The organism is Actinosynnema sp. NPDC050801 (assembly GCF_040673975.1).
In the GTDB taxonomy this organism is placed as follows: Bacteria; Actinomycetota; Actinomycetes; order Mycobacteriales; family Pseudonocardiaceae; genus Actinosynnema.
In genome coordinates this window covers 215,924-233,812 of the sequence record NZ_JBFAQZ010000009.1, presented here as the reverse complement: position 1 = coordinate 233,812, position 17,889 = coordinate 215,924, and the positions used below count along the sequence as shown (strand labels likewise).

General features: G+C 72.6%; 17 protein-coding genes. 13 read left to right on the top strand and 4 right to left on the bottom strand.

The genetic code is table 11. The features are described 5' to 3' along the window. The first annotated feature begins 53 nt into the window (after positions 1 to 53). Positions 54 to 236 carry a hypothetical protein gene (locus AB0K14_RS21980; protein WP_360455366.1) on the top strand — a complete coding sequence of 61 codons (183 nt, stop codon included), beginning with the start codon at positions 54 to 56 and terminating at the stop codon, positions 234 to 236. Between the two features lie 115 nt (positions 237 to 351). Here AB0K14_RS21980 and AB0K14_RS21975 read toward each other — a convergent pair whose 3' ends face one another. Continuing rightward, a complete protein-coding gene (locus AB0K14_RS21975) occupies positions 352 to 1,044 on the bottom strand; it encodes a hypothetical protein (protein WP_360455363.1) in 693 nt (230 codons plus the stop codon). Positions 1,045 to 1,367: 323 nt separating this feature from the next. On the opposite strand from AB0K14_RS21975, the gene AB0K14_RS21970 reads away from it, so the two are divergent. Both AB0K14_RS21970 and AB0K14_RS21965 read left to right on the top strand, forming a co-directional pair. Next, the gene (locus AB0K14_RS21970; protein WP_360455360.1) at positions 1,368 to 2,360 is read left to right on the top strand and encodes a glycosyltransferase; all 993 of its coding nucleotides are present in this window, start codon (positions 1,368 to 1,370) and stop codon (positions 2,358 to 2,360) included. Then, positions 2,357 to 4,477 carry a glycogen debranching N-terminal domain-containing protein gene (locus AB0K14_RS21965; protein ID WP_360455357.1) on the top strand — a complete coding sequence of 707 codons (2,121 nt, stop codon included), beginning with the start codon at positions 2,357 to 2,359 and terminating at the stop codon, positions 4,475 to 4,477. Before AB0K14_RS21970 ends, AB0K14_RS21965 begins: the two co-directional genes overlap by 4 nt. On the opposite strand, the gene AB0K14_RS21960 is transcribed toward AB0K14_RS21965, so the two are convergent. Then, the gene (locus AB0K14_RS21960) at positions 4,457 to 4,705 is read right to left on the bottom strand and encodes a hypothetical protein (protein WP_360455354.1); all 249 of its coding nucleotides are present in this window, start codon (positions 4,703 to 4,705) and stop codon (positions 4,457 to 4,459) included. The two genes, AB0K14_RS21965 and AB0K14_RS21960, sit on opposite strands and share 21 nt — an antisense overlap. A gap of 470 nt (positions 4,706 to 5,175) precedes the next feature. Between AB0K14_RS21960 and AB0K14_RS21955 the strand changes: the two genes are divergently transcribed. Continuing rightward, positions 5,176 to 5,394 (top strand): hypothetical protein, encoded by a 219-nt coding sequence (locus AB0K14_RS21955; RefSeq protein WP_360455351.1) that lies wholly within the window; start codon positions 5,176 to 5,178, stop codon positions 5,392 to 5,394. Between the two features lie 38 nt (positions 5,395 to 5,432). On the opposite strand, the gene AB0K14_RS21950 is transcribed toward AB0K14_RS21955, so the two are convergent. Beyond that, positions 5,433 to 6,239, bottom strand: coding sequence for an alpha/beta hydrolase (locus AB0K14_RS21950; RefSeq protein WP_360455349.1), 807 nt, complete (start codon positions 6,237 to 6,239; stop codon positions 5,433 to 5,435). 360 nt (positions 6,240 to 6,599) lie between these two features. On the opposite strand from AB0K14_RS21950, the gene AB0K14_RS21945 reads away from it, so the two are divergent. From AB0K14_RS21945 to AB0K14_RS21930, 4 genes are all read left to right on the top strand, one after another. Then, positions 6,600 to 6,881 (top strand): metal-sensitive transcriptional regulator, encoded by a 282-nt coding sequence (locus AB0K14_RS21945; protein ID WP_360455346.1) that lies wholly within the window; start codon positions 6,600 to 6,602, stop codon positions 6,879 to 6,881. Positions 6,882 to 6,910: 29 nt separating this feature from the next. Continuing rightward, the gene (locus AB0K14_RS21940; RefSeq protein ID WP_360455343.1) at positions 6,911 to 7,117 is read left to right on the top strand and encodes a heavy-metal-associated domain-containing protein; all 207 of its coding nucleotides are present in this window, start codon (positions 6,911 to 6,913) and stop codon (positions 7,115 to 7,117) included. 148 nt (positions 7,118 to 7,265) lie between these two features. Next, positions 7,266 to 8,222: a hypothetical protein gene (locus AB0K14_RS21935; protein ID WP_360455340.1), complete on the top strand. Its 957-nt coding sequence runs from the start codon at positions 7,266 to 7,268 to the stop codon at positions 8,220 to 8,222. Next, complete coding sequence (locus tag AB0K14_RS21930; protein WP_360455337.1) at positions 8,215 to 10,506, top strand: heavy metal translocating P-type ATPase; 2,292 nt, start codon at positions 8,215 to 8,217, stop codon at positions 10,504 to 10,506. Before AB0K14_RS21935 ends, AB0K14_RS21930 begins: the two co-directional genes overlap by 8 nt. Before the next feature lie 187 nt (positions 10,507 to 10,693). Here the strand turns inward: AB0K14_RS21930 and AB0K14_RS21925 are convergent, their stop codons facing one another. Next, the gene (locus AB0K14_RS21925) at positions 10,694 to 11,719 is read right to left on the bottom strand and encodes a LacI family DNA-binding transcriptional regulator (RefSeq protein WP_360455334.1); all 1,026 of its coding nucleotides are present in this window, start codon (positions 11,717 to 11,719) and stop codon (positions 10,694 to 10,696) included. A gap of 167 nt (positions 11,720 to 11,886) precedes the next feature. On the opposite strand from AB0K14_RS21925, the gene AB0K14_RS21920 reads away from it, so the two are divergent. The 5 genes from AB0K14_RS21920 (at position 11,887) to AB0K14_RS21900 (ending at position 17,878) form a co-directional block, all read left to right on the top strand. After that, entirely contained in the window at positions 11,887 to 13,797 is a 1,911-nt protein-coding gene (locus tag AB0K14_RS21920) for a beta-L-arabinofuranosidase domain-containing protein (RefSeq protein WP_360455331.1), read from the top strand. A 49-nt stretch (positions 13,798 to 13,846) separates the two neighbouring features. Further along, on the top strand, positions 13,847 to 15,115 hold the full coding sequence (locus AB0K14_RS21915) for a sugar ABC transporter substrate-binding protein (RefSeq protein WP_360455329.1): 1,269 nt from the start codon (positions 13,847 to 13,849) through the stop codon (positions 15,113 to 15,115). Between the two features lie 19 nt (positions 15,116 to 15,134). Next, a complete protein-coding gene (locus AB0K14_RS21910; protein WP_360455326.1) occupies positions 15,135 to 16,172 on the top strand; it encodes a sugar ABC transporter permease in 1,038 nt (345 codons plus the stop codon). Beyond that, on the top strand, positions 16,169 to 16,972 hold the full coding sequence (locus AB0K14_RS21905) for a carbohydrate ABC transporter permease (RefSeq protein ID WP_360455323.1): 804 nt from the start codon (positions 16,169 to 16,171) through the stop codon (positions 16,970 to 16,972). The genes AB0K14_RS21910 and AB0K14_RS21905 overlap by 4 nt, the downstream gene beginning before the upstream one ends. A gap of 63 nt (positions 16,973 to 17,035) precedes the next feature. Beyond that, the gene (locus AB0K14_RS21900; protein ID WP_360455320.1) at positions 17,036 to 17,878 is read left to right on the top strand and encodes a hypothetical protein; all 843 of its coding nucleotides are present in this window, start codon (positions 17,036 to 17,038) and stop codon (positions 17,876 to 17,878) included. Positions 17,879 to 17,889: the final 11 nt, after the last annotated feature.

The following is a 17,889-nucleotide window of genomic DNA, read 5'->3' as shown; positions in this document are numbered from 1 at the left end:
TTAGACATAAAGTCTGAGTGTTGGACGGTCCGTCCAGAGTCGGGAGGATCGGGGTGGCCGCCCGCCGCGAGCGGGACGGGTTCGCGCCGCAGCCCTGGGTGGACCGGCTCACGGCCGCCGCGCCCGACGCGTGGTCGGCCGTCGTGCGCGGCGCCCACACGTTCCCGTTCCGCCGGGGCGGGCTGACCGCGGCGCTCATCGCGCAGGCGGCCCGACGTGCCGGTCTCGTGCCTTGAGGGGATCCGGCGGGGCCACGTGATCGCACGGGCCTGACCGGCGTGCCGGGGGGGTGGACCCGACGTGGTCGGGCGGATCGGCTCCGGTGGTGTGCTCGCGGCGTCGCGCGCCCGATCAGGAGGTGGCGGCGGACCGGTCGAGGTCGGTAGGCGTCCGCTGTGCCGGGATCTCGTCCGGCGCCGCGTGCAGCAGCGGGGTCGCCTCGGCCAGCAGGGCGCGCGCGTCGCGCAGCCCGGCCGCGATGCGGTCACGGCGACCGCGCAACTCCTCCACCTGCCGCCGGGCGTCGGTCACGATGCGTCGCGCGTGGTCCTCGGCCTCGCGCACCACCCGCTCCGCCCGCGCCCGTGCGGCGGCCTCCTCCTCGGCCATCGCCGCCATCGCCTCGGCCCGCCGGGCGCTCATCGCCACCTCGAAGTCGACCCGGACCTCGTCCCGCAACGCCGCCGCCCGCTCGTCCAGCTCACGCCGCCGCCGTTCGGCCTCCCGCGTCGCGGCCACGATGCGCTCACCGGCCTCCCGCATCAGGTTCCGGTGCTCGGCCTCCGACTCCCGTCGACGGGCGTCGAGCTCGGCGACGAGCCGTTCCGACCGCTCCCGCACTCGCGTCGCGGCCCGTTCCGCGGTGGCCCAGTGCTGCTCGGCGACGGCCTGCGCCTCCGGCTCGACCGGTGTGCGGCAGATCCGGTCGCGGTGCGCGCGCAGCGCGCGGATCTCCGCCCGCGCGGTGTCCAGTCGGCGGGTGAGCTTCCGCCTCTCGAAGTTGAGCACGACCGGCTCAAGTTGCTTGAGTGTGATCGACGTCATTTCGGGGCGGACGGTGTTGCGCGCCGCCCACGATCTTTGTTAGCACTCTGAGGCGTTGAGTGCCAACAGTTCCCGAGTTCCCGGTGACCGCCGGAGGAGGTCGACTTGAGCACCCTGCCGTCCGCCGCAACGCCCTCTCGCCGCACCGCCCACGACCGGTTGCGCGTCGCGCTCGTGGCCCCGCCGTACTTCGACGTCCCGCCCAAGGCCTACGGCGGCGTGGAGGCCGTCGTCGCCGACCTCGCCGACTCGCTCGTCGCCCGCGGTCACGCGGTGTTCCTACTCGGCGCGGGGAGCCCGGCACCGCGGCCCGGTTCGTGCCCGTGTGGAACCGCACGGTCCCCGAACGCCTCGGCGAGCCGTTCCCGGAGATCGTCCACGCCGCCGCCGTCCGCCGGGAGGTCGAACGGCTCGCCGCCGCCGAGGGCCTGGACGTCGTGCACGACCACACCCTCGCCGGGCCGCTCAACGCGCCCGCGTTCGCCGCGATGGGCCTGCCGACCGTGGCCACCGTGCACGGACCCGTCGACACCGACATGCGCCGCTACTACCGCGAACTCGGCGGCGACGTCGGTTTGGTCGCCATCAGCGACCGGCAGCGCGCACTCGCGCCCGAGCTGAACTGGGTCGCCACCGTGCACAACGCGCTGCGCCTGCGCGACTGGCCGTTCCGCGCGAAGAAAGAGGACTACGCGTTGTTCCTCGGCCGCTTCCACCCCGACAAGGCGCCGCACCTGGCGCTGGAGGCCGCCCACGCCGCCGGCGTGCCGCTCGTGCTGGCGGGCAAGTGCGCCGAGCCGATCGAGAAGGAGTACTTCGAGGCCGAGGTCCGCCCCCGGTTGACCGGGCGCGACCACGTCTTCGGCGTCGCCGACGCGTCCGAGAAGCGCAAGCTGCTGTCCGCCGCACGGTGCCTCTTGTTCCCGATCCGTTGGGAGGAGCCGTTCGGGATGGTCATGATCGAGGCGATGGCCTGCGGCACGCCGGTGGTGGCGTTGCGCGCGGGCGCGGTGCCGGAGGTGGTGGTGGACGGCGTGACCGGGTTGGTCCTCGACGACCCCGAGGAGTTGGTGGCCGCGCTGCACGACGTGCGCGACCTGGATCCGGCCGCGTGCCGCGCGCACGTCGCCGCGCACTTCGACGTCGACGGCCTCAGTGCGGGGTACGAGGCCGCGTACCGCTCAGCGATCGCCGCCGACGGCTCGCTCAGCTCGCTGCGCCGCGACTACGCCGCGCTGGACTCCGCGCTCGACCGGGTCTACGAGCGCAACGTCGACGGTGGGCCCGCGCTGCACGCCTCGGGGGACCGCGCGTGACCGCCGACCTGCCACCGGAGCCGTTCAACGCGGGCGAGCCGGCGTTCGCCGGTGACGTCGGCGGCACCACGACCCTGGTCGAGGGCAGCACGTTCTGCCTGTCCGGCGGCACCGGCGACATCGAGCCCGGCACGTCGCACGGGCTGTTCTTCCGCGACGCGCGCGTGCTGTCGCGGTGGCAGCTCCGGCTGGACGGTCGCGCACCCCACCCGCTGTCGGTGTCGCACCCCGAGGCGTTCGCGGCGCGGTTCGTGCTGCGCAGGCCGCCCGCGGCCGGGCTGGCCGACAGCACCCTGCTGCTGGTGCGGGAACGGCTGGTCGGCGACGGGATGCGGGAGACGATCACGGTCGACAACCTGGGCCGCGAGGCCACCGCCGTGCGGCTGGAGCTGCACGTGGACGCCGACTTCGCCGACCTGTTCTCGGTCAAGGAGGGCCGCGCCGTGCCCGGCGGGTCGGACGCCACCACCGCCGGACCGGAACTGGTGCTGCGCGACCGCAGGGACGGCTCGCGCGGGGTGTCGTTCACCGCCACCGCCGAGCCCGTCGTGGTGCCGGGCGCGTTGAGCTGGCACGTGGTCGTGCCCGCGGGTGGTCGGTGGTCCACCGAGGTGGTCGTGCAGCCGACCGTGTCCGGCCGACCGGTCCAGCCCCAGTTCCGCCGCGGCGAGCGGCTGGAGGCCAGCGGGCCCGCGCGCAAGATCCGGGCGTGGCGCGAGACCAGCACGCTGGTCACCGCCGCCGACCCGGTGCTGACGGGCGTGCTGCGCCGCACCGGGAGCGACCTCGGCGCGCTGCAGATCCACGACCCGGCGCGCGACGGCCGACCGTTCGTCGCCGCGGGCGCGCCGTGGTTCATGACCTTGTTCGGGCGCGACAGCCTGCTGACCGCGTGGATGGCGCTGCCGCTGGACGTCGGCCTCGCGCTGGGCACGTTGCAGACCCTCGCCGAGACCCAGGGCAAGGTCGTCGACCCGCTGACGGAGGAGGAACCGGGACGCGTCCTGCACGAGCTGCGCGTCGGCCCGGACAGCACGGCCGTCCTGGGCGGCACCCACTACTACGGCACCGTCGACGCCACGCCGCTGTTCGTGATGCTGCTGGCCGAGTGCTGGCGGTGGGGCGCGGATCCCGGGGTGGTGCGCTCGCTGCTGCCCGCCGCCGACGCCGCGCTCGCGTGGGTCGACCGGTACGGCGACCGCGACGGCGACGGCTTCGTGGAGTACCGCCGCGCCACCGACCGCGGCCTGGTCAACCAGGGGTGGAAGGACAGCTTCGACGGCATCAACGACGCCTCCGGCAGGCCCGCCATCCCGGCGATCGCGCTGTGCGAGGTGCAGGGGTACGTGTACGGGGCGTGGCTCGCGCGGGCCGAGCTGGCCGAGGGGTTCGGCGACGACGCCACCGCCGCACGCCTGCGCGCACGCGCCGCGGACCTGCGGCAGCGGTTCGCCGAGGCGTTCTGGCTGCCCGACCGGGGCTGGTACGCGGTCGCGCTCGACGGGCACAAGCAGCCGATGGACGCGTTGACCAGCAACACCGCCCACTGCCTGTGGACCGGGATCGCGACCGACGAGCACGCGGCCACGTTGATCCGGCGGCTGGCCGAGCCGGACATGGACAGCGGCTACGGCCTGCGCACGCTCTCGTCGTCCATGGGGGCGTACAACCCGATGAGCTACCACAACGGGTCCGTGTGGCCGCACGACACGGCCATCGCGGTGGCCGGCCTGCTGCGCTACGCCCACCTGCCCGGCGCGGTCGAGCTGGCGCACCGGTTGGCGGACGGCCTGCTGGACGCGGCCGAGGCGTTCGGCGGCCGGCTGCCGGAGCTGTACTGCGGGTTCTCCCGGGACGACTTCAGCCCGCCCGTGCCGTACCCGACGTCGTGCTCGCCGCAGGCGTGGGCCAGCGCGTCACCGCTGCTGCTGGTGCGCGCGTGCCTCGGGCTGGAGCCGCACGTGCCGCGCCGGACGCTGGCCACCAGACCGCACCTGCCGCCGCGGTGGGGTGAGCTGACCCTGTCCGACCTGAAGCTGGGCGACGTGACCGCGCACCTGAGCGCGGCGGGCGAGAAGGTCGTGGTGTCCGGCCTGTCAGACGACTGGACCACCTGACGCCGGGCCGTCGCCCGCCTCCAGCCGGCCGCGCAGGTCGGCGATCTCGGCGCGGGCGGCGGCCAGCGTGTCCTCCGGCTCCAGGATGCGCGTGGTCGCGGCGAGTGAGTGGCCCTGGTCGAACAGCGAGGTCGGGCGGGCCGGCTTCGTCGACGTGGTCCTGGCGGACCAGGGCTGGTTCGACGCCGAGTTCGACGCGATCGTGGCCGCGAACTTCGGTGCCGTCATCCGGCGCCGTCCCTGGTACATCGCGCGAGGGGCGTCCGGAGGGTCTCGCCGCCGCGACCGGTCCGTCGGGCCGGCGACCCGTCACGTGGTCCGTGTGGCGCATCGGGTCGATCCGCGCGAGCGGGCTCCTCCTCCGCCCGGGTCGATCCGCGGGAGCGGGCTCCTCCGCGCGTCGGATCGACGGTGGCTCACATCGACGGTGGCTGAACGTGTGCTCGATGAGGAGGTGACCGCGAACGGGGACTCGGCTCGTTCGGCGAGGTGGCTCGCCCCCACCGATCTCCGGGTGCCGCGCCCGGCGGGCGCTGGTGCCCCGGCCCGCGTCTTGTGACGCGATTGGGCGGGCACCGCGGGTTTGAGTCCCCCGATGGTGTGTGAATCCACTTCTGACCGTCGTATCCGTCCGCCCGCTGCGACGCTTGGTCGCGGCGGGCGCCGTCCTGCCCGCGCCGTTGTGGAGGATCACACCGATGAGCCTGGAAAAGCCGTGGAACGACGTGGCGGACCAACTGCGTCCCGTCGAGCCGGAGACCGACGCCGGGGTGGAGGACGAGGAGGCCTCCGTCGGCCGGGCGCAACCCGATGCGGAACCGCCGGAGGTGTCCGAGGCCGATCCGGCGGACGTCGCCGACCAGAACCGCGTCGTGCCGCTGCCCGAGGACGGTCCGGAGCCCGACCAGGGTTGGTAGCCCATCAAGGTTGGTAGCCGACGAGGGTTGGTAGCCGGTCAGGGCCGCGCCGCGTCGGCGATCGCGTCGACCAGCTGCGGACCGTCCAGCAGCACGCGGTCGTTGTGGTCGGCTCCGGTGACCTCGACGGAACGGCCGCGTGCCGCCGTCGCCACCGCGCGGCTCTGCTCGGGCGGGACGATCGTGTCCGACGTGCCATAGACGACGGTGACCGGCGCGTCGACGCGTGCCACGTGCCGCTCGGTCGCGAACTCGTCCGACAGCAGCCACCGGACCGGCAGGAACGGGTAGTGGCGCGCGCCGACGGAAGCCAGGTCGGTGAACGGCGAGCGCAGCACGAGCCCGGCGGGTGGGTGCTCGGTGGCGAGTTCGGCGGCCACCGCCGCGCCCAGGCTCTCGCCGAAGTACACCACCCGCTCGGGCGGCACACCGGCGTCGCGGACCAGGAACTCGCGGGCCGCGCGCGCGTCCAGCGCCAGCCCGCCCTCGGTCGGGTCGCCGGGGTTGCCGCCGTAGCCGCGGTAGTCGAGGAGCAGCACCGACAGGCCCCGAGCGGTGAGCGCGCGGGCGAGCGGGACGCGCAGGTGCCGGTTGCCGGCGTTGCCGGGCGCGACGAGCACGGTCGCGCGCGCCGACTCGACCGGGAAGTGCCAAGCCGCCAGGCGCAGGCCGTCGCCGGTGGTCAGGGTGACGTCCACGCCGCCCGGCAGGACCTCGGCCGCACCGGGCAGCGGCCCGCCGGTCGGCAGGTAGATGAGCTTGCGCTGGAACGCGAACGCGCCGCCGAACACCACGGCCACGATGATGGCGGTCACCCCGACCACGGACAACACCCGCCTGCGCATCGGACCATCATGCGGCCGGGACCGCCACGCCCGTCAACGCCGGGTGCCGTGGCGGTGAGGTGGGTCGGCGCGCCGCCGCCCGCCTGCGCGGCACGTGCGGCGACCGGATCGCACAGCGGCCGGCACAAGCGCCGCGGCCCTCGTCTTCCGCTGCGCCGGCTGAACCCGGGCGACCCGCGCGGGCGGTGCGGTGACCCGTCCTCGATACAGTACGGGGGTAGGGTGCTGGTACGGCCCCATCGTGCGTGACGGCGGTCACCAGGCGTGCCGTTCGAGTTGACCCTGATACCCCCTGGGGGTATAAATGTCCCTGAAGGCACCACGTCGGAACACGACGGGTGGCCGAAGGGAGTGTGGGACGTGCGTGGTTACACCTCGGACAAGGATGCCGTCCTCAAGCGCTTGCGCCGGGTCGAGGGGCAGGTCCGCGGGTTGCAGCGGATGGTGGAGGACGACGAGTACTGCATCGACGTGCTGACCCAGATCGCGGCGGCGACCAAGGCCCTGCAGGCGGTCTCCCTCGGGCTGCTCGACGAGCACCTCAAGCACTGCGTCGCGCAAGCGCTGGCGCAGGGCGGCGAGGGCGCCGACGCCAAGGTCCGCGAGGCGAGCGACGCGATCGCACGCCTGGTGCGGTCCTGAACCGACACGACGAAAACCGGGAGTTCACGATGGCCGAGTCCACTTTCACCGTCACCGGCATGACCTGCGGTCACTGCGTGGCGTCCGTGACCGAGGAGGTCACCAAGATCGACGGCGTGACCGACGTGGCCGTCGACCTGCCGACCGGCGCGGTCAAGGTGACCAGCGCCGCCCCGGTCGCGGAGGCGGACGTCCGCGCGGCCGTCGAGGAGGCGGGCTACGCGCTCGCCGGCTGAACCGGCACGACGCCGGTACGACGCCGGCACGGGAGACGCATGACCACGGCCCCGCCGGTGGTAACCGGTGGGGACGAGCACGAACGGCACAACGGCCGATCCGGAGCCCGTCGCGAGACGGGCTCCACCAGTCTCGAGGACTGAACCGATGAACACAGCAGTGAAGCTCTCCGCCTACGGTGCGGCACTCGCCCTGGTCGCCGGTGGCGCCTGGGCGGCCGGTAGCGCTGTCGGTCCCTTCACCGTCGAAGCCGCCCCCGGCGGTCACGACGGCACGTCCGGTGCTGAGGGCACCGGCCACGGGGACGACCACGGCGGCACCGTCGCGGAGGCACCCGACCAGCCTGCGGGGCTGGCGTCGTCCAGGGGCGGTCACACCCTCGCGCCCACCGACACGACGCTGACCACGGGAACCGACTCCTTCTCCTTCCGCATCCTGGGCCCCGACGGCGCGGCCGTCACCGCCTTCGACGTCGAGCACGACAAGCGGATGCACCTCATCGCGGTCCGGCGCGACACGTCCGGCTTCCGGCACGTCCACCCCGAGATGGCGCCGGACGGCACGTGGACCGTGCCGCTGGACGTCCCCGAGGCGGGCTCCTACCGGGTGTTCGCCGACTTCAAGCCCACCGGTGGCGAGGCGACCACGCTCGGTGTCGACGTGGACGCGGCCGGTCAGTACGAACCGCGCGTCCACGCGCCGTCCCGGGTGGCCGAGGTCGACGGCTACCAGGTGCGACTGGACGGCGACCTGGTGCCGGGCAAGGCCTCGCCGGTGCGGCTGACCGTCAGCAAGGACGGCGCGCCGGTCACCGACCTGGAGCCCTACCTGGCGGCGTACGGTCACCTGGTGGCGTTGCGCCAGGGCGACCTGGCCTACCTCCACGTGCACCCGGAGGGCGTGCCCGGCGACGGCAGGACGCCCGCCGGCCCGGAGATCGCGTTCGTCGCCGAGGTGCCGTCGGCGGGCGGCTACCGGCTGTTCCTGGACTTCCGCCACGACGGGGTCGTGCGCACGGCCGAGTTCACCGTCGACACCGCGGGCACGCCGTCCACCCCGGCCGAGGGCGGCCACGAGGAAGAGGAAGGGCACGGTCATGGCTGAGGCGCGGATCGAACTGGCGATCACCGGCATGACCTGCGCGTCGTGCGCGGCGCGGATCGAGCGCAAGCTGAACAAGCTCGACGGTGTCACGGCGACGGTCAACTACGCGACCGAGAAGGCGCGCGTCACGTTCCCCGACGACCTCGACCCGCGGACGTTGGTCGAGCAGGTCGAGGCCGCCGGCTACCAGGCCGCGCTGCCGGTCGTGGAGACCGAACGGGCGCAGGCTCCGGTCGAGGAGGACCCCACCGGGGCGTTGCGGCAGCGGTTGGTCGTGTCGGCGGTGCTGGCGGTGCCGGTGATCCTGCTGGCGATGGTGCCGGCGCTGCAGTTCACCTACTGGCAGTGGATCTCGTTGACGTTGGCCGCGCCGGTGCTGGTGTGGGGCGCGTGGCCGTTCCACCGGGCGGCGTGGGCGAACCTGCGCCACGGCGCGGCCACCATGGACACGTTGATCTCGATGGGCACGATCGCGGCGTTCGCCTGGTCGTTGTACGCGCTGCTGTTCGGCACGGCGGGCACGCCCGGCATGACGCACCCGTTCGAGCTGACCGTGCAGCGCACGGACGGCGCGGGCGCGATCTACCTGGAGGTGGCCGCCGGTGTGACGGTGTTCATCCTGGCCGGTCGGTACTTCGAGGCGCGGTCCAAGCGGCGTGCGGGTGCGGCGTTGCGGGCGTTGCTGGAGCTGGGCGCGAAGGACGTCGGTGTGCTGCGGGACGGCCGTGAGGTCCGGGTCCCGATCGGCGAACTCGCCGTCGGCGACCGGTTCGTGGTCCGGCCGGGCGAGAAGATCGCCGCCGACGGCGTGGTGGCCGAGGGCAGTTCGGCGGTCGACGCGAGCATGCTGACCGGCGAGTCCGTGCCGGTGGAGGTCGGCCCCGGTGACGCGGTGGTCGGTGCGACGGTCAACGCGGGCGGCCGGCTGGTCGTGCGCGCCACCCGGGTCGGGTCGGACACGCAGCTGGCGCAGATGGCGAAGCTGGTCGAGGACGCGCAGAACGGCAAGGCGCAGGCCCAGCGGTTGGCGGACCGGATCTCGGCGGTGTTCGTGCCGATCGTGATCGCCCTGGCGGTGGGCACGCTGGCGTTCTGGCTCGGCGCGGGCGGCGGTGCGTCGGCGGCGTTCACGGCGGCGGTCGCGGTGCTGATCATCGCGTGCCCGTGCGCCCTGGGCCTGGCCACGCCGACGGCGTTGCTGGTGGGCACCGGGCGCGGCGCGCAGCTGGGCATCCTGATCAAGGGGCCGGAGGTGCTCGAATCGACCCGTCGGGTGGACACGGTGCTGCTGGACAAGACCGGCACCGTCACCACCGGGCGGATGAGCCTGGTGTCCGTGCACCCGGCGGAGGGCGTCGAGGAGGACGAGGCGCTGCGGCTGGCCGGTGCGTTGGAGCACGCGTCCGAACACCCGATCGCGAAGGCCGTCGCGGCCGGTGCGGCGGAACGGGTCGGCGAGCTGCCCGACGTCGAGGATTTCCAGAACCTCGAAGGACTCGGCGTGCAGGGCGTGGTCGACGGGCACGCGGTGATCGTGGGCCGCGAGCGGTTGCTGGCCGAGTGGGGCGTCCACCTGGGCGGGCGGCTGGCCGAGGCGAAGGAGGCGGCCGAGCAGCGTGGCCGCACGGCCGTGCTGCTCGCGTGGGACGGCGAGGCGCGGGCGGTGCTCGTGGTCGCGGACACCGTGAAGCCGACGTCGGTCGAGGCCGTCCGGCAGCTGCGCGACCTCGGCCTGACCCCGGTGCTGCTGACCGGTGACAACGAGGCGGCGGCCCGTGCGGTGGCGGCCGAGGTCGGCATCGACCAGGTCGTCGCCGAGGTGCTGCCGAAGGACAAGGTCGACGTCGTCGCGCGGCTCCAGGGCGAGGGCAAGGTCGTGGCGATGGTCGGTGACGGCGTGAACGACGCCGCGGCGCTCGCCAAGGCCGACCTGGGGCTGGCCATGGGCACCGGCACGGACGCGGCGATCGAGGCGAGCGACCTGACCCTGGTGCGCGGTGACCTGCGTGCGGCGGCGGACGCGATCAGGTTGTCGCGGCGCACGTTGGCCACCATCAAGGGCAACCTGTTCTGGGCGTTCGCCTACAACGTCGCCGCCCTGCCGCTGGCGGCGGCCGGACTGCTCAACCCGATGATCGCGGGTGCGGCGATGGCGTTCTCCTCGGTGTTCGTGGTGTCGAACAGCCTGCGGCTGCGCGGCTTCCGCAGCACCGCGACCACACAGGACCAACCGCCCCGCCCGGCCGAGTCCACTCCGGACAAGCTCCCCGCCACCGTCTCCTGAACGGTGAACTCGACCATCCCGAACGTAGGACTCACGCGTTCCGAACGTAGGACACGCGCGTTCTGAACGTAGGACACGCGCGTTCTGAACGTAGGACACGCGCGTGAGTCCTACGTTCGGGGCGCGCGAGTCGTACGTTCAGGTACCTCGAGTTCGACGTTCAGGTACCCCGAGTTCGACGTTCAGGTCACGCGGAGCCCAGGGCCGAGGTCGACTCGCGGACGACCAGGCGGCACGGTTGGCGGATCACGCCGGACGGGCGGCGGCCGTCCAGGGCGTCGAACAGGTACCGCGCCGCCGTCGTGCCCAACCGCTCCAGGTCGAGGTCCACTGTGGTCAACGGCGGTCGGCAGTCGGCGGCGAACTCCTCCCAGTTGTCGTAGCCGACGATCGCCACGTCCTCCGGTATCCGCCTGCCCAGGCGGGACAGGGTGTCCGCGACGCCGGTCGCGATCTGGTCGTTGCCGCAGAACACCGCGTCCACCTCGGGATCGGTGGCCAGCAGCACCCGCGCCGCGTGCCTGCCCCAGCGCTGCGACCACTCCCCGTACAGCGGTGCGCCGCCCGCCAGGCCCAGCCCGTGCTCGGCCAGCACGCGGTGCAGCGCGGTGACGCGGTCGCGCGCGGCGCGGTAGGCCTGCGGGCCGGTGATGTGGCCGATGCGCTTGCGCTGCAACGACACCAGGTGTTCGACGGCCAGTCGCGCGCCGCCCTCGTCGTCGGCGATCACCGACAGGTCGTCCGGGTCGCTCGACTCGCAGTACACGTAGACGACCGGCACCGGGATGTCACGGGTGAGCGAGGGCCGGATGTCGTTGTCGTCGCCCAGGATGATGAACCCGTCGACCTGCCTGGCCAGCAGCGTGCTGATGTAGTGCCTGCGCCGGATCGCGTCACCGCGCGCGTCGCACAGCAGCACCGACATCTGCTCGTTCGCCAACGCGTTCTCCACCCCCAGCAGGATCGGGATGGCGAACCGGCCGCCGAGCTCGTCGGTGAGCAGCCCGATGGTGCGCGTCCGCCCCGAGATCAGCCCCCTGGCCAAGGCGTTGGGCTGGAACGACAACTCGGCCGCGGCACGCAGCACGCGTTCACGCGTGGCGGGCGCGACCTCGTTGCGGGCGTTGATGGCCTTGGACGCGGTGGAGATCGAGACGCCCGCCAGCCGCGCCACGTCGCTGAGGGTCACCGCGTCGGACCGCCGTCTGCCCATCGAAAGCCTTTCGAAAAGTTTGTCGAACGCCGAACCAAGTGTAGGTGCTCTTCACGACCGTGAACCGCCATGGTGGAGGACGTTGTCGGGCGGCCACAAGGACGATTGCCGAAAAGGTTTTCGGCTGTCAGAGTCGGGACGAGGCAGGTGGACCGCGGGAGGTTGGGATGACAGTGACGTCGCCGGGCACCACTGCCGTCGGAGGACGTCCCGTCGTCCCGTCCCGGGGGAAGTTGCGCCCGCTGGGCCAGGACGAGGTCCGGGTCACCGGCGGTTTCTGGCGCCGACGCCAGGACGTCAACGCCACCGCGACCATCCCGCACGCTCGCGAGTGGATGGACCGCCTGGGCTGGACCGGCAGCTTCACCGCGCCGGACGCCGCCTCGGCGAACCGGCGCGGCCGGGAGTTCACCGACTCCGAGGTCTACAAGCTGCTGGAGGCCATGTCCTGGGAGATCGGCCGCACCGCGCCGGCCGCCCTCGACGCCCAGGTCGCGGAGCTGACGACCGCGATCGCGGCCGCCCAGGCGCCGGACGGCTACCTGCACACCGCCTTCGGCCGCCCGGGCCAACCCGCCCGGTACGGCGACATGCTGTGGGGCCACGAGCTCTACTGCACCGGGCACCTGCTCCAGGCGGCCGTCGCCCGCGCCCGCACCGGCGGCGGTGAGGCGGACCCGTTGCTGGCGGTGGCCCGCCGTGCCGCCGACCACGTCTGCGACGCGTTCGGACCCGACGGCACGCCCGCCGTCTGCGGCCACCCGGAGATCGAGCCGGCCCTGGTGGAGCTGGCCCGCGCGACCGGCGAGCAGCGCTACCTGGACCAGGCCGCGCTGTTCGTCGAACGGCGTGGTCGCCGCACGCTGCCGCGCCACCACTTCGGCTGGTCGTACTTCAGCGACGACCAACCGGTGCGGCAGGCCACCGTGCTGCACGGCCACGCGGTGCGCGCGCTGTACCTGGCCGCCGGCGCGGTGGACGTCGCGGTCGAGACCGGTGACGACGAGCTGCTCCAGACCGTCGCGGCGCAGTTCGACCGCGCGTTGGCGCGGCGCACCTACCTCACCGGTGGCATGGGGTCGCGGCACGCCGACGAGTCGTTCGGCGACGACTTCGTGCTGCCCGCCGACCGGGCGTACTCCGAGACGTGCGCCGGGGTCGCCGCGATCATGCTGGCCTGGCGGCTGCTGCTGGCCACCGGTGACGGGCGCTACGACGAGGTGATCGAGCGCATCCTCTACAACGTCGTGGCCACCGCGATCGGTGACGACGGCCGTTCGTTCTTCTACGCGCACACCCTGCACCAGCGCACACCGACCACCGCGCTGCCGGCGGACGAGGAGCAGCTGGGGTTCGGCGGCGGGCCCAGGGCGCCGTGGTTCGAGGTGTCGTGCTGCCTGCCGAACGCGGCACGCCTGCTGGCGGGCCTCTCGTGCTACCTGGTCACGGCCGACGACACCGGGCTGCGCCTGCACCAGTACGTCGACTCCGAGGTGTCCACCCGCCTGACCGACGGCCGCGAGGTGGGGTTGCAGGTGCGCACCGGGCTGCCCGACGACGGCTCGGTGACCGTGCGGGTGACCAAGACCGACCACCAACCCTGGTCGATCACCCTGCGCGTGCCGCGGTGGGCGGTGGGCGCGGCGCTGGTCACCACCCACGGCCGTCGTCAGGTGCCGGTGGGCGACATCGTGGTGTACCGGTCGTTCGCCGTCGGCGAGGAGATCCGGCTGGAACTGCCCACGCGGCCGCGCTTCACCGCGCCCGACCCGAGGATCGACGCGACGCGCGGGTGCGTGGCCGTGGAACGGGGCCCGTTGGTGTACTGCGCCGAGTCGGAGGGTGGAGCGGACCTCGACGCGCTGCGCGTGGACGACACCGTGCCGCCGGTCGACACGGAAGCTGGCGTCGAGGTCCGCGCCCGGTTCGACGCGCCGGGCCCTGACGACTGGCCCTACGGCCCGCCGGGGCCGACCGACGGCGACACCCGGGCGACCACCCCGCTGAACCTCGTCCCGTACCACCGCTGGGCGCGCGGTGGCCCGTCCACCATGCGGGTCTGGCTGCCCAGGACCTGACCGACCACCACCTGATGACCCACCCGGACCGTGCTCAAAGGAGAGACCGGTGAAAACCAGAGGGCTTCGTGTTGCCTCCGCCGTGGCGGCGTGTGTGCTGGTGCTGGCCGCTTGCGGCGCCCAGGAAGCCGAAAGCCCGGCGGGCGCGGACGACGGCGCGGTGCTCACGCTGTGGACGCGGGCCGCGACCGAATCGGTGTCCAAGGCCTACGCCGACGCCTACAACGCCACCCACCGCAACAAGGTGGAGGTGACCGCGTACCCGAACGAGGAGTACCCGGCCAAGCTCGCGTCGGCGGCGGGTGCGAAGTCGTTGCCCGACCTGTTCGCCGCCGACGTGGTGTTCGCGCCGCAGTACGCCTCGCAAGGCCTGTGGGCCGACGTCACCGAGCGGCTGGCCGGGTTGCCGGTGCGGGACCGGCTCGCGCCGTCGCACGTGAAGGCGGGCACCTGGGAGGGCGCGAACTACGCGTTGCCGCACACGATCGACCTGTCCGTGCTGCTGTACAACAAGGACCTCTACGCGAAGGCGGGCCTGGACCCGGAACGGCCGCCGCGCACCCTGCGCGAGTTCGCCGACCACGCCCGCGCGGTCGACCGGCTCGGCGGCGACGTGCACGGCACGTACTTCGGCGGCAACTGCGGCGGCTGCGTCGAGTTCACCCTGTGGCCGTCGGTCTGGGCGGCCGACGGCGACGTGCTCGACGCCGACGGCGAGCAGGCGCGGGTCGACTCGCCGGAGATGGCGGAGGTGTTCGGGATCTACCGCGCGCTCTACGAGGACGGCGTGGCAGCGCCCGCGTCGAAGGACGAGGCCGGCCCGACGTGGCTGGGCGCGTTGCAAAGCGGGAACGTGGGCATCGCGCCCGCGCCGTCGGTCTGGCTGGACGCGTTGGAGCAGAAGGGCCTGAAGCTGGGCGTGGCCCCGATCAGCGGGCCGGCCGGCGGTGAGTCCACCTTCGTGGGCGGTGACGCGCTCGGCATCGGCGCCACCACGCGGCAGGCCGAGCAGGCGTGGGACTTCCTGTCCTGGACCACGTCCGACGAGGCGCAGGTCGAGGTCGTGGCCAAGAACAAGGGCGTGCCGACCCGCACGGACCTGGCGGACAACAGGTACTCGGCGGCCGACCCGCGCACGGTGCTGGTCAACGGCCTGGTGGCCAAGGGCCGCACGCCCTACGCGCGCAACTTCAACGTCTCGTTCAACGACCCGCAGAGCCCGTGGCTGCAAACCGTGCGCGGCGCGCTGTTCGGTGACGCGGGCAAGGCGTTGGCCGACGGCAACACCGCCATCACCAAGTCGCTCCAGCAGGGCTGAGCGGCCACCGGAGGCCCGGATGTCCACGACGACGACGCCCAACCCCGGCACCACGCCGAACACCGGCACCACGTCAGACCCCGGCACCACGTCAGACCCCGGCACCACCTCGGACACCGGCACCGCGTCGACACCGGGCACGCGAACTCCCCGACCGCGCCGGGAGCGCCGGCCGGCGAGGAGGAGCCGTCGGCTGCGCGCGCTCGTCGGCGCCGCCTACGCCGCGCCCACGGCCGTGATGGTGGGGCTGTTCTTCCTGGTGCCGTTGGCGCTGGTGGCCTGGATGTCCCTGCACCGCTGGCCGTTGCTGGGCAAGGCGAAGTTCAACGCGCCGGCCAACTACGGCGGCATCGCCGAGGACGAGCTGCTGCGCTCGGCGGCCTGGTTCACGGTCAAGTACACGGCGATCATCACGGTGCTGCTGTTCGTGGTCGCGCTCGGGCTGGCGCTGCTGGTGCAGCACCGGCGGCCCGGTGTCGGCTTCTTCCGCACCGCGTTCTTCCTACCGATGGCCGTCGGCTTCGCCAGCGCCTCGCTGCTGTTCCTCGGCCTGCTCAGCGACGAGATCGGGCCGGTGACCGACCTGCTGTCGTGGCTCGGGCTGGTCGACGGGTACGTGTCCTGGACCAGCGGCAGCCCCGGTTCCGCGCTCGCGTCCGCGGTGCTGCTGGTGCTGTGGCGGTTCGCCGGGTTCGCCATGCTGATCCTGCTGACCGGGTTGCAGGCCATCCCGCCGGACGTCTACGAGGCCGCGCGGGTGGACGGCGCGAACCGGTGGCAGACGTTCCGGCGCATCACCGTGCCGCTGCTGCGGCCGACGATCGCGCTGGTGCTCACGCTGATGACGACCGGCTCGCTGCTGGCGTTCGACCAGTTCTGGATCCTCACCCGCGGCGGACCGGACAACAGCACCACCTCGCTGGTGATGGTGATCTACCGGGAGGCGTTCGTCCGGCTCGACCTCGGCTCGGCCGCGGGCATCTCGGTGGTGCTGCTGGCGGTGCTCGTGGTGTTCAACGCCATCCAGTTCCGCGTGCTGCGCCGGAGGTCGTCGTGAACCCCCGGGGCACGCGCTGGGGCTACTACGTCACCGGCACGGCGCTGGCGATCCTGTTCCTGTTCCCGCTGGTGTGGAGCGCCTTCGCGTCGGTGCGCACGGACACCGGGTTCGGGCTGGAGAACTACGACCGGCTGTTCGGCTCCGCCAACGGCGTGCAGCTCAAGCACGTGCTCAACAGCGTGGTCGTCAGCGCGCTCACGGTGGGCGGCACGCTGGTCATCGCCACGCTGGGCGGCTACGCGTTCGGCCGGTTCCGCTTCCCGGGCCGCGACGTGCTGTTCCTGCTCACCCTGGCGATCCTCATGGTCCCGTACGCGACGATCCTCATCGCCCTGTACGTGCTGCTGGGCTGGTTGGGGCTGGAGGACTCGCTGATCGGGCTGAGCCTGGTGCTCATCACGTTCCAGCTGCCGTTCTCGGTGTTCATGATGCGCAACTCGTTCGAGGCCGTGCCGGTGGAGCTGGAGGAGTCGGCCCGGGTCGACGGCTGCACCAGCGTCGGCACGCTCGTGCGGATCATGCTCCCCGCCGTGCGACCCGGTCTGGTCACCGTGGGGCTGTTCGCGTTCCTGACCTCGTGGAGCGAGTTCTTCGCGCCGCTGATCCTGCTCAACTCGACCGACAAGTTCACCACCACCCTCGCCGTGGTCAACCTGCGGACCGCGAGCCACGGGTCGATCGACTACGCCGCGCTCGAAGCGGGGGTGGTGTTCATGGCAGTTCCCTGCCTCGTGCTCTTCGCCGCCATGCAACGCAGCTACGTCCGCGGGTTCACCTCAGGCGCCGTCAAGGGGTGACCCCGCGGTCCGATGCTGCTTCGTCCGGCAATCGGAAGGAAGATGATCGTGTCACGATCATGGATGAGAACAGTGCTCAGCGCCGTGGTGCTCGCATTGGCGGTCAGCGGTGCGGGCGTCGCGCAGGCCGAGCAGGCGCGTGACGTCACGGCCGCCGCGAACCCGGCGACGTGGAGCCCGCCGTCGAACCTGGTGACCCCGCTGAACCAGGTGTGGTCGCACCAGGAGAGCACGTACGGCAACCTGTACGGGTTCCGCAACTACGGCTGGGACCAGGTGTTCGTCAACGGCGGGTACCTGAACTTCTGCGTGCGGTGGGACTCGTCGGCCCCGGTGAGCGCGTCGCTGCGCGACCGCATCCACGCCAAGCTCGCCGAGCAGTACAGGAAGTGGACCGACCTCATGCTGGGCCACAACAACTGGCCCTACGCGCAGGTGCCGGTCAAGGTCGTCGGCTGGGCGGTGCGCGACCGCAACACGTTGCAGTGGAACGACAACTCGGTCGACATCTACGTCAACAACATCCGGGAGAACGCACCGCAGTGCGCCGAGCAGTGCGGCCGGTTCTTCGTCCGCGACGGCCAGTACCGCAACTGCCCCGGTGGGGTGCCCCGGCACTACGACCAGTCGCTGTGGCTGACCGCCGGGATGGGCGGCGGCGCTGGCGGTGACTGGGGCCAGCGGATGGGCAGCGAGTACTTCGTCAACAGCCTCGGCAGCACCGACGTGACGATCCTGCTGCACGAGATCGGGCACACGTTCGGCCTGGACGACTTCTACGACTGGACGCCGAGCGGCGTGTCCAACTTCATCATGAAGGCCGGCAGCGCCCGCAACATCACCGAGTTCGACGCCTGGATGTTCCGCGACTGGTGGCGGCACCTGAAGAGCCGCTACGGCCGCTGAGCGAACGCCGG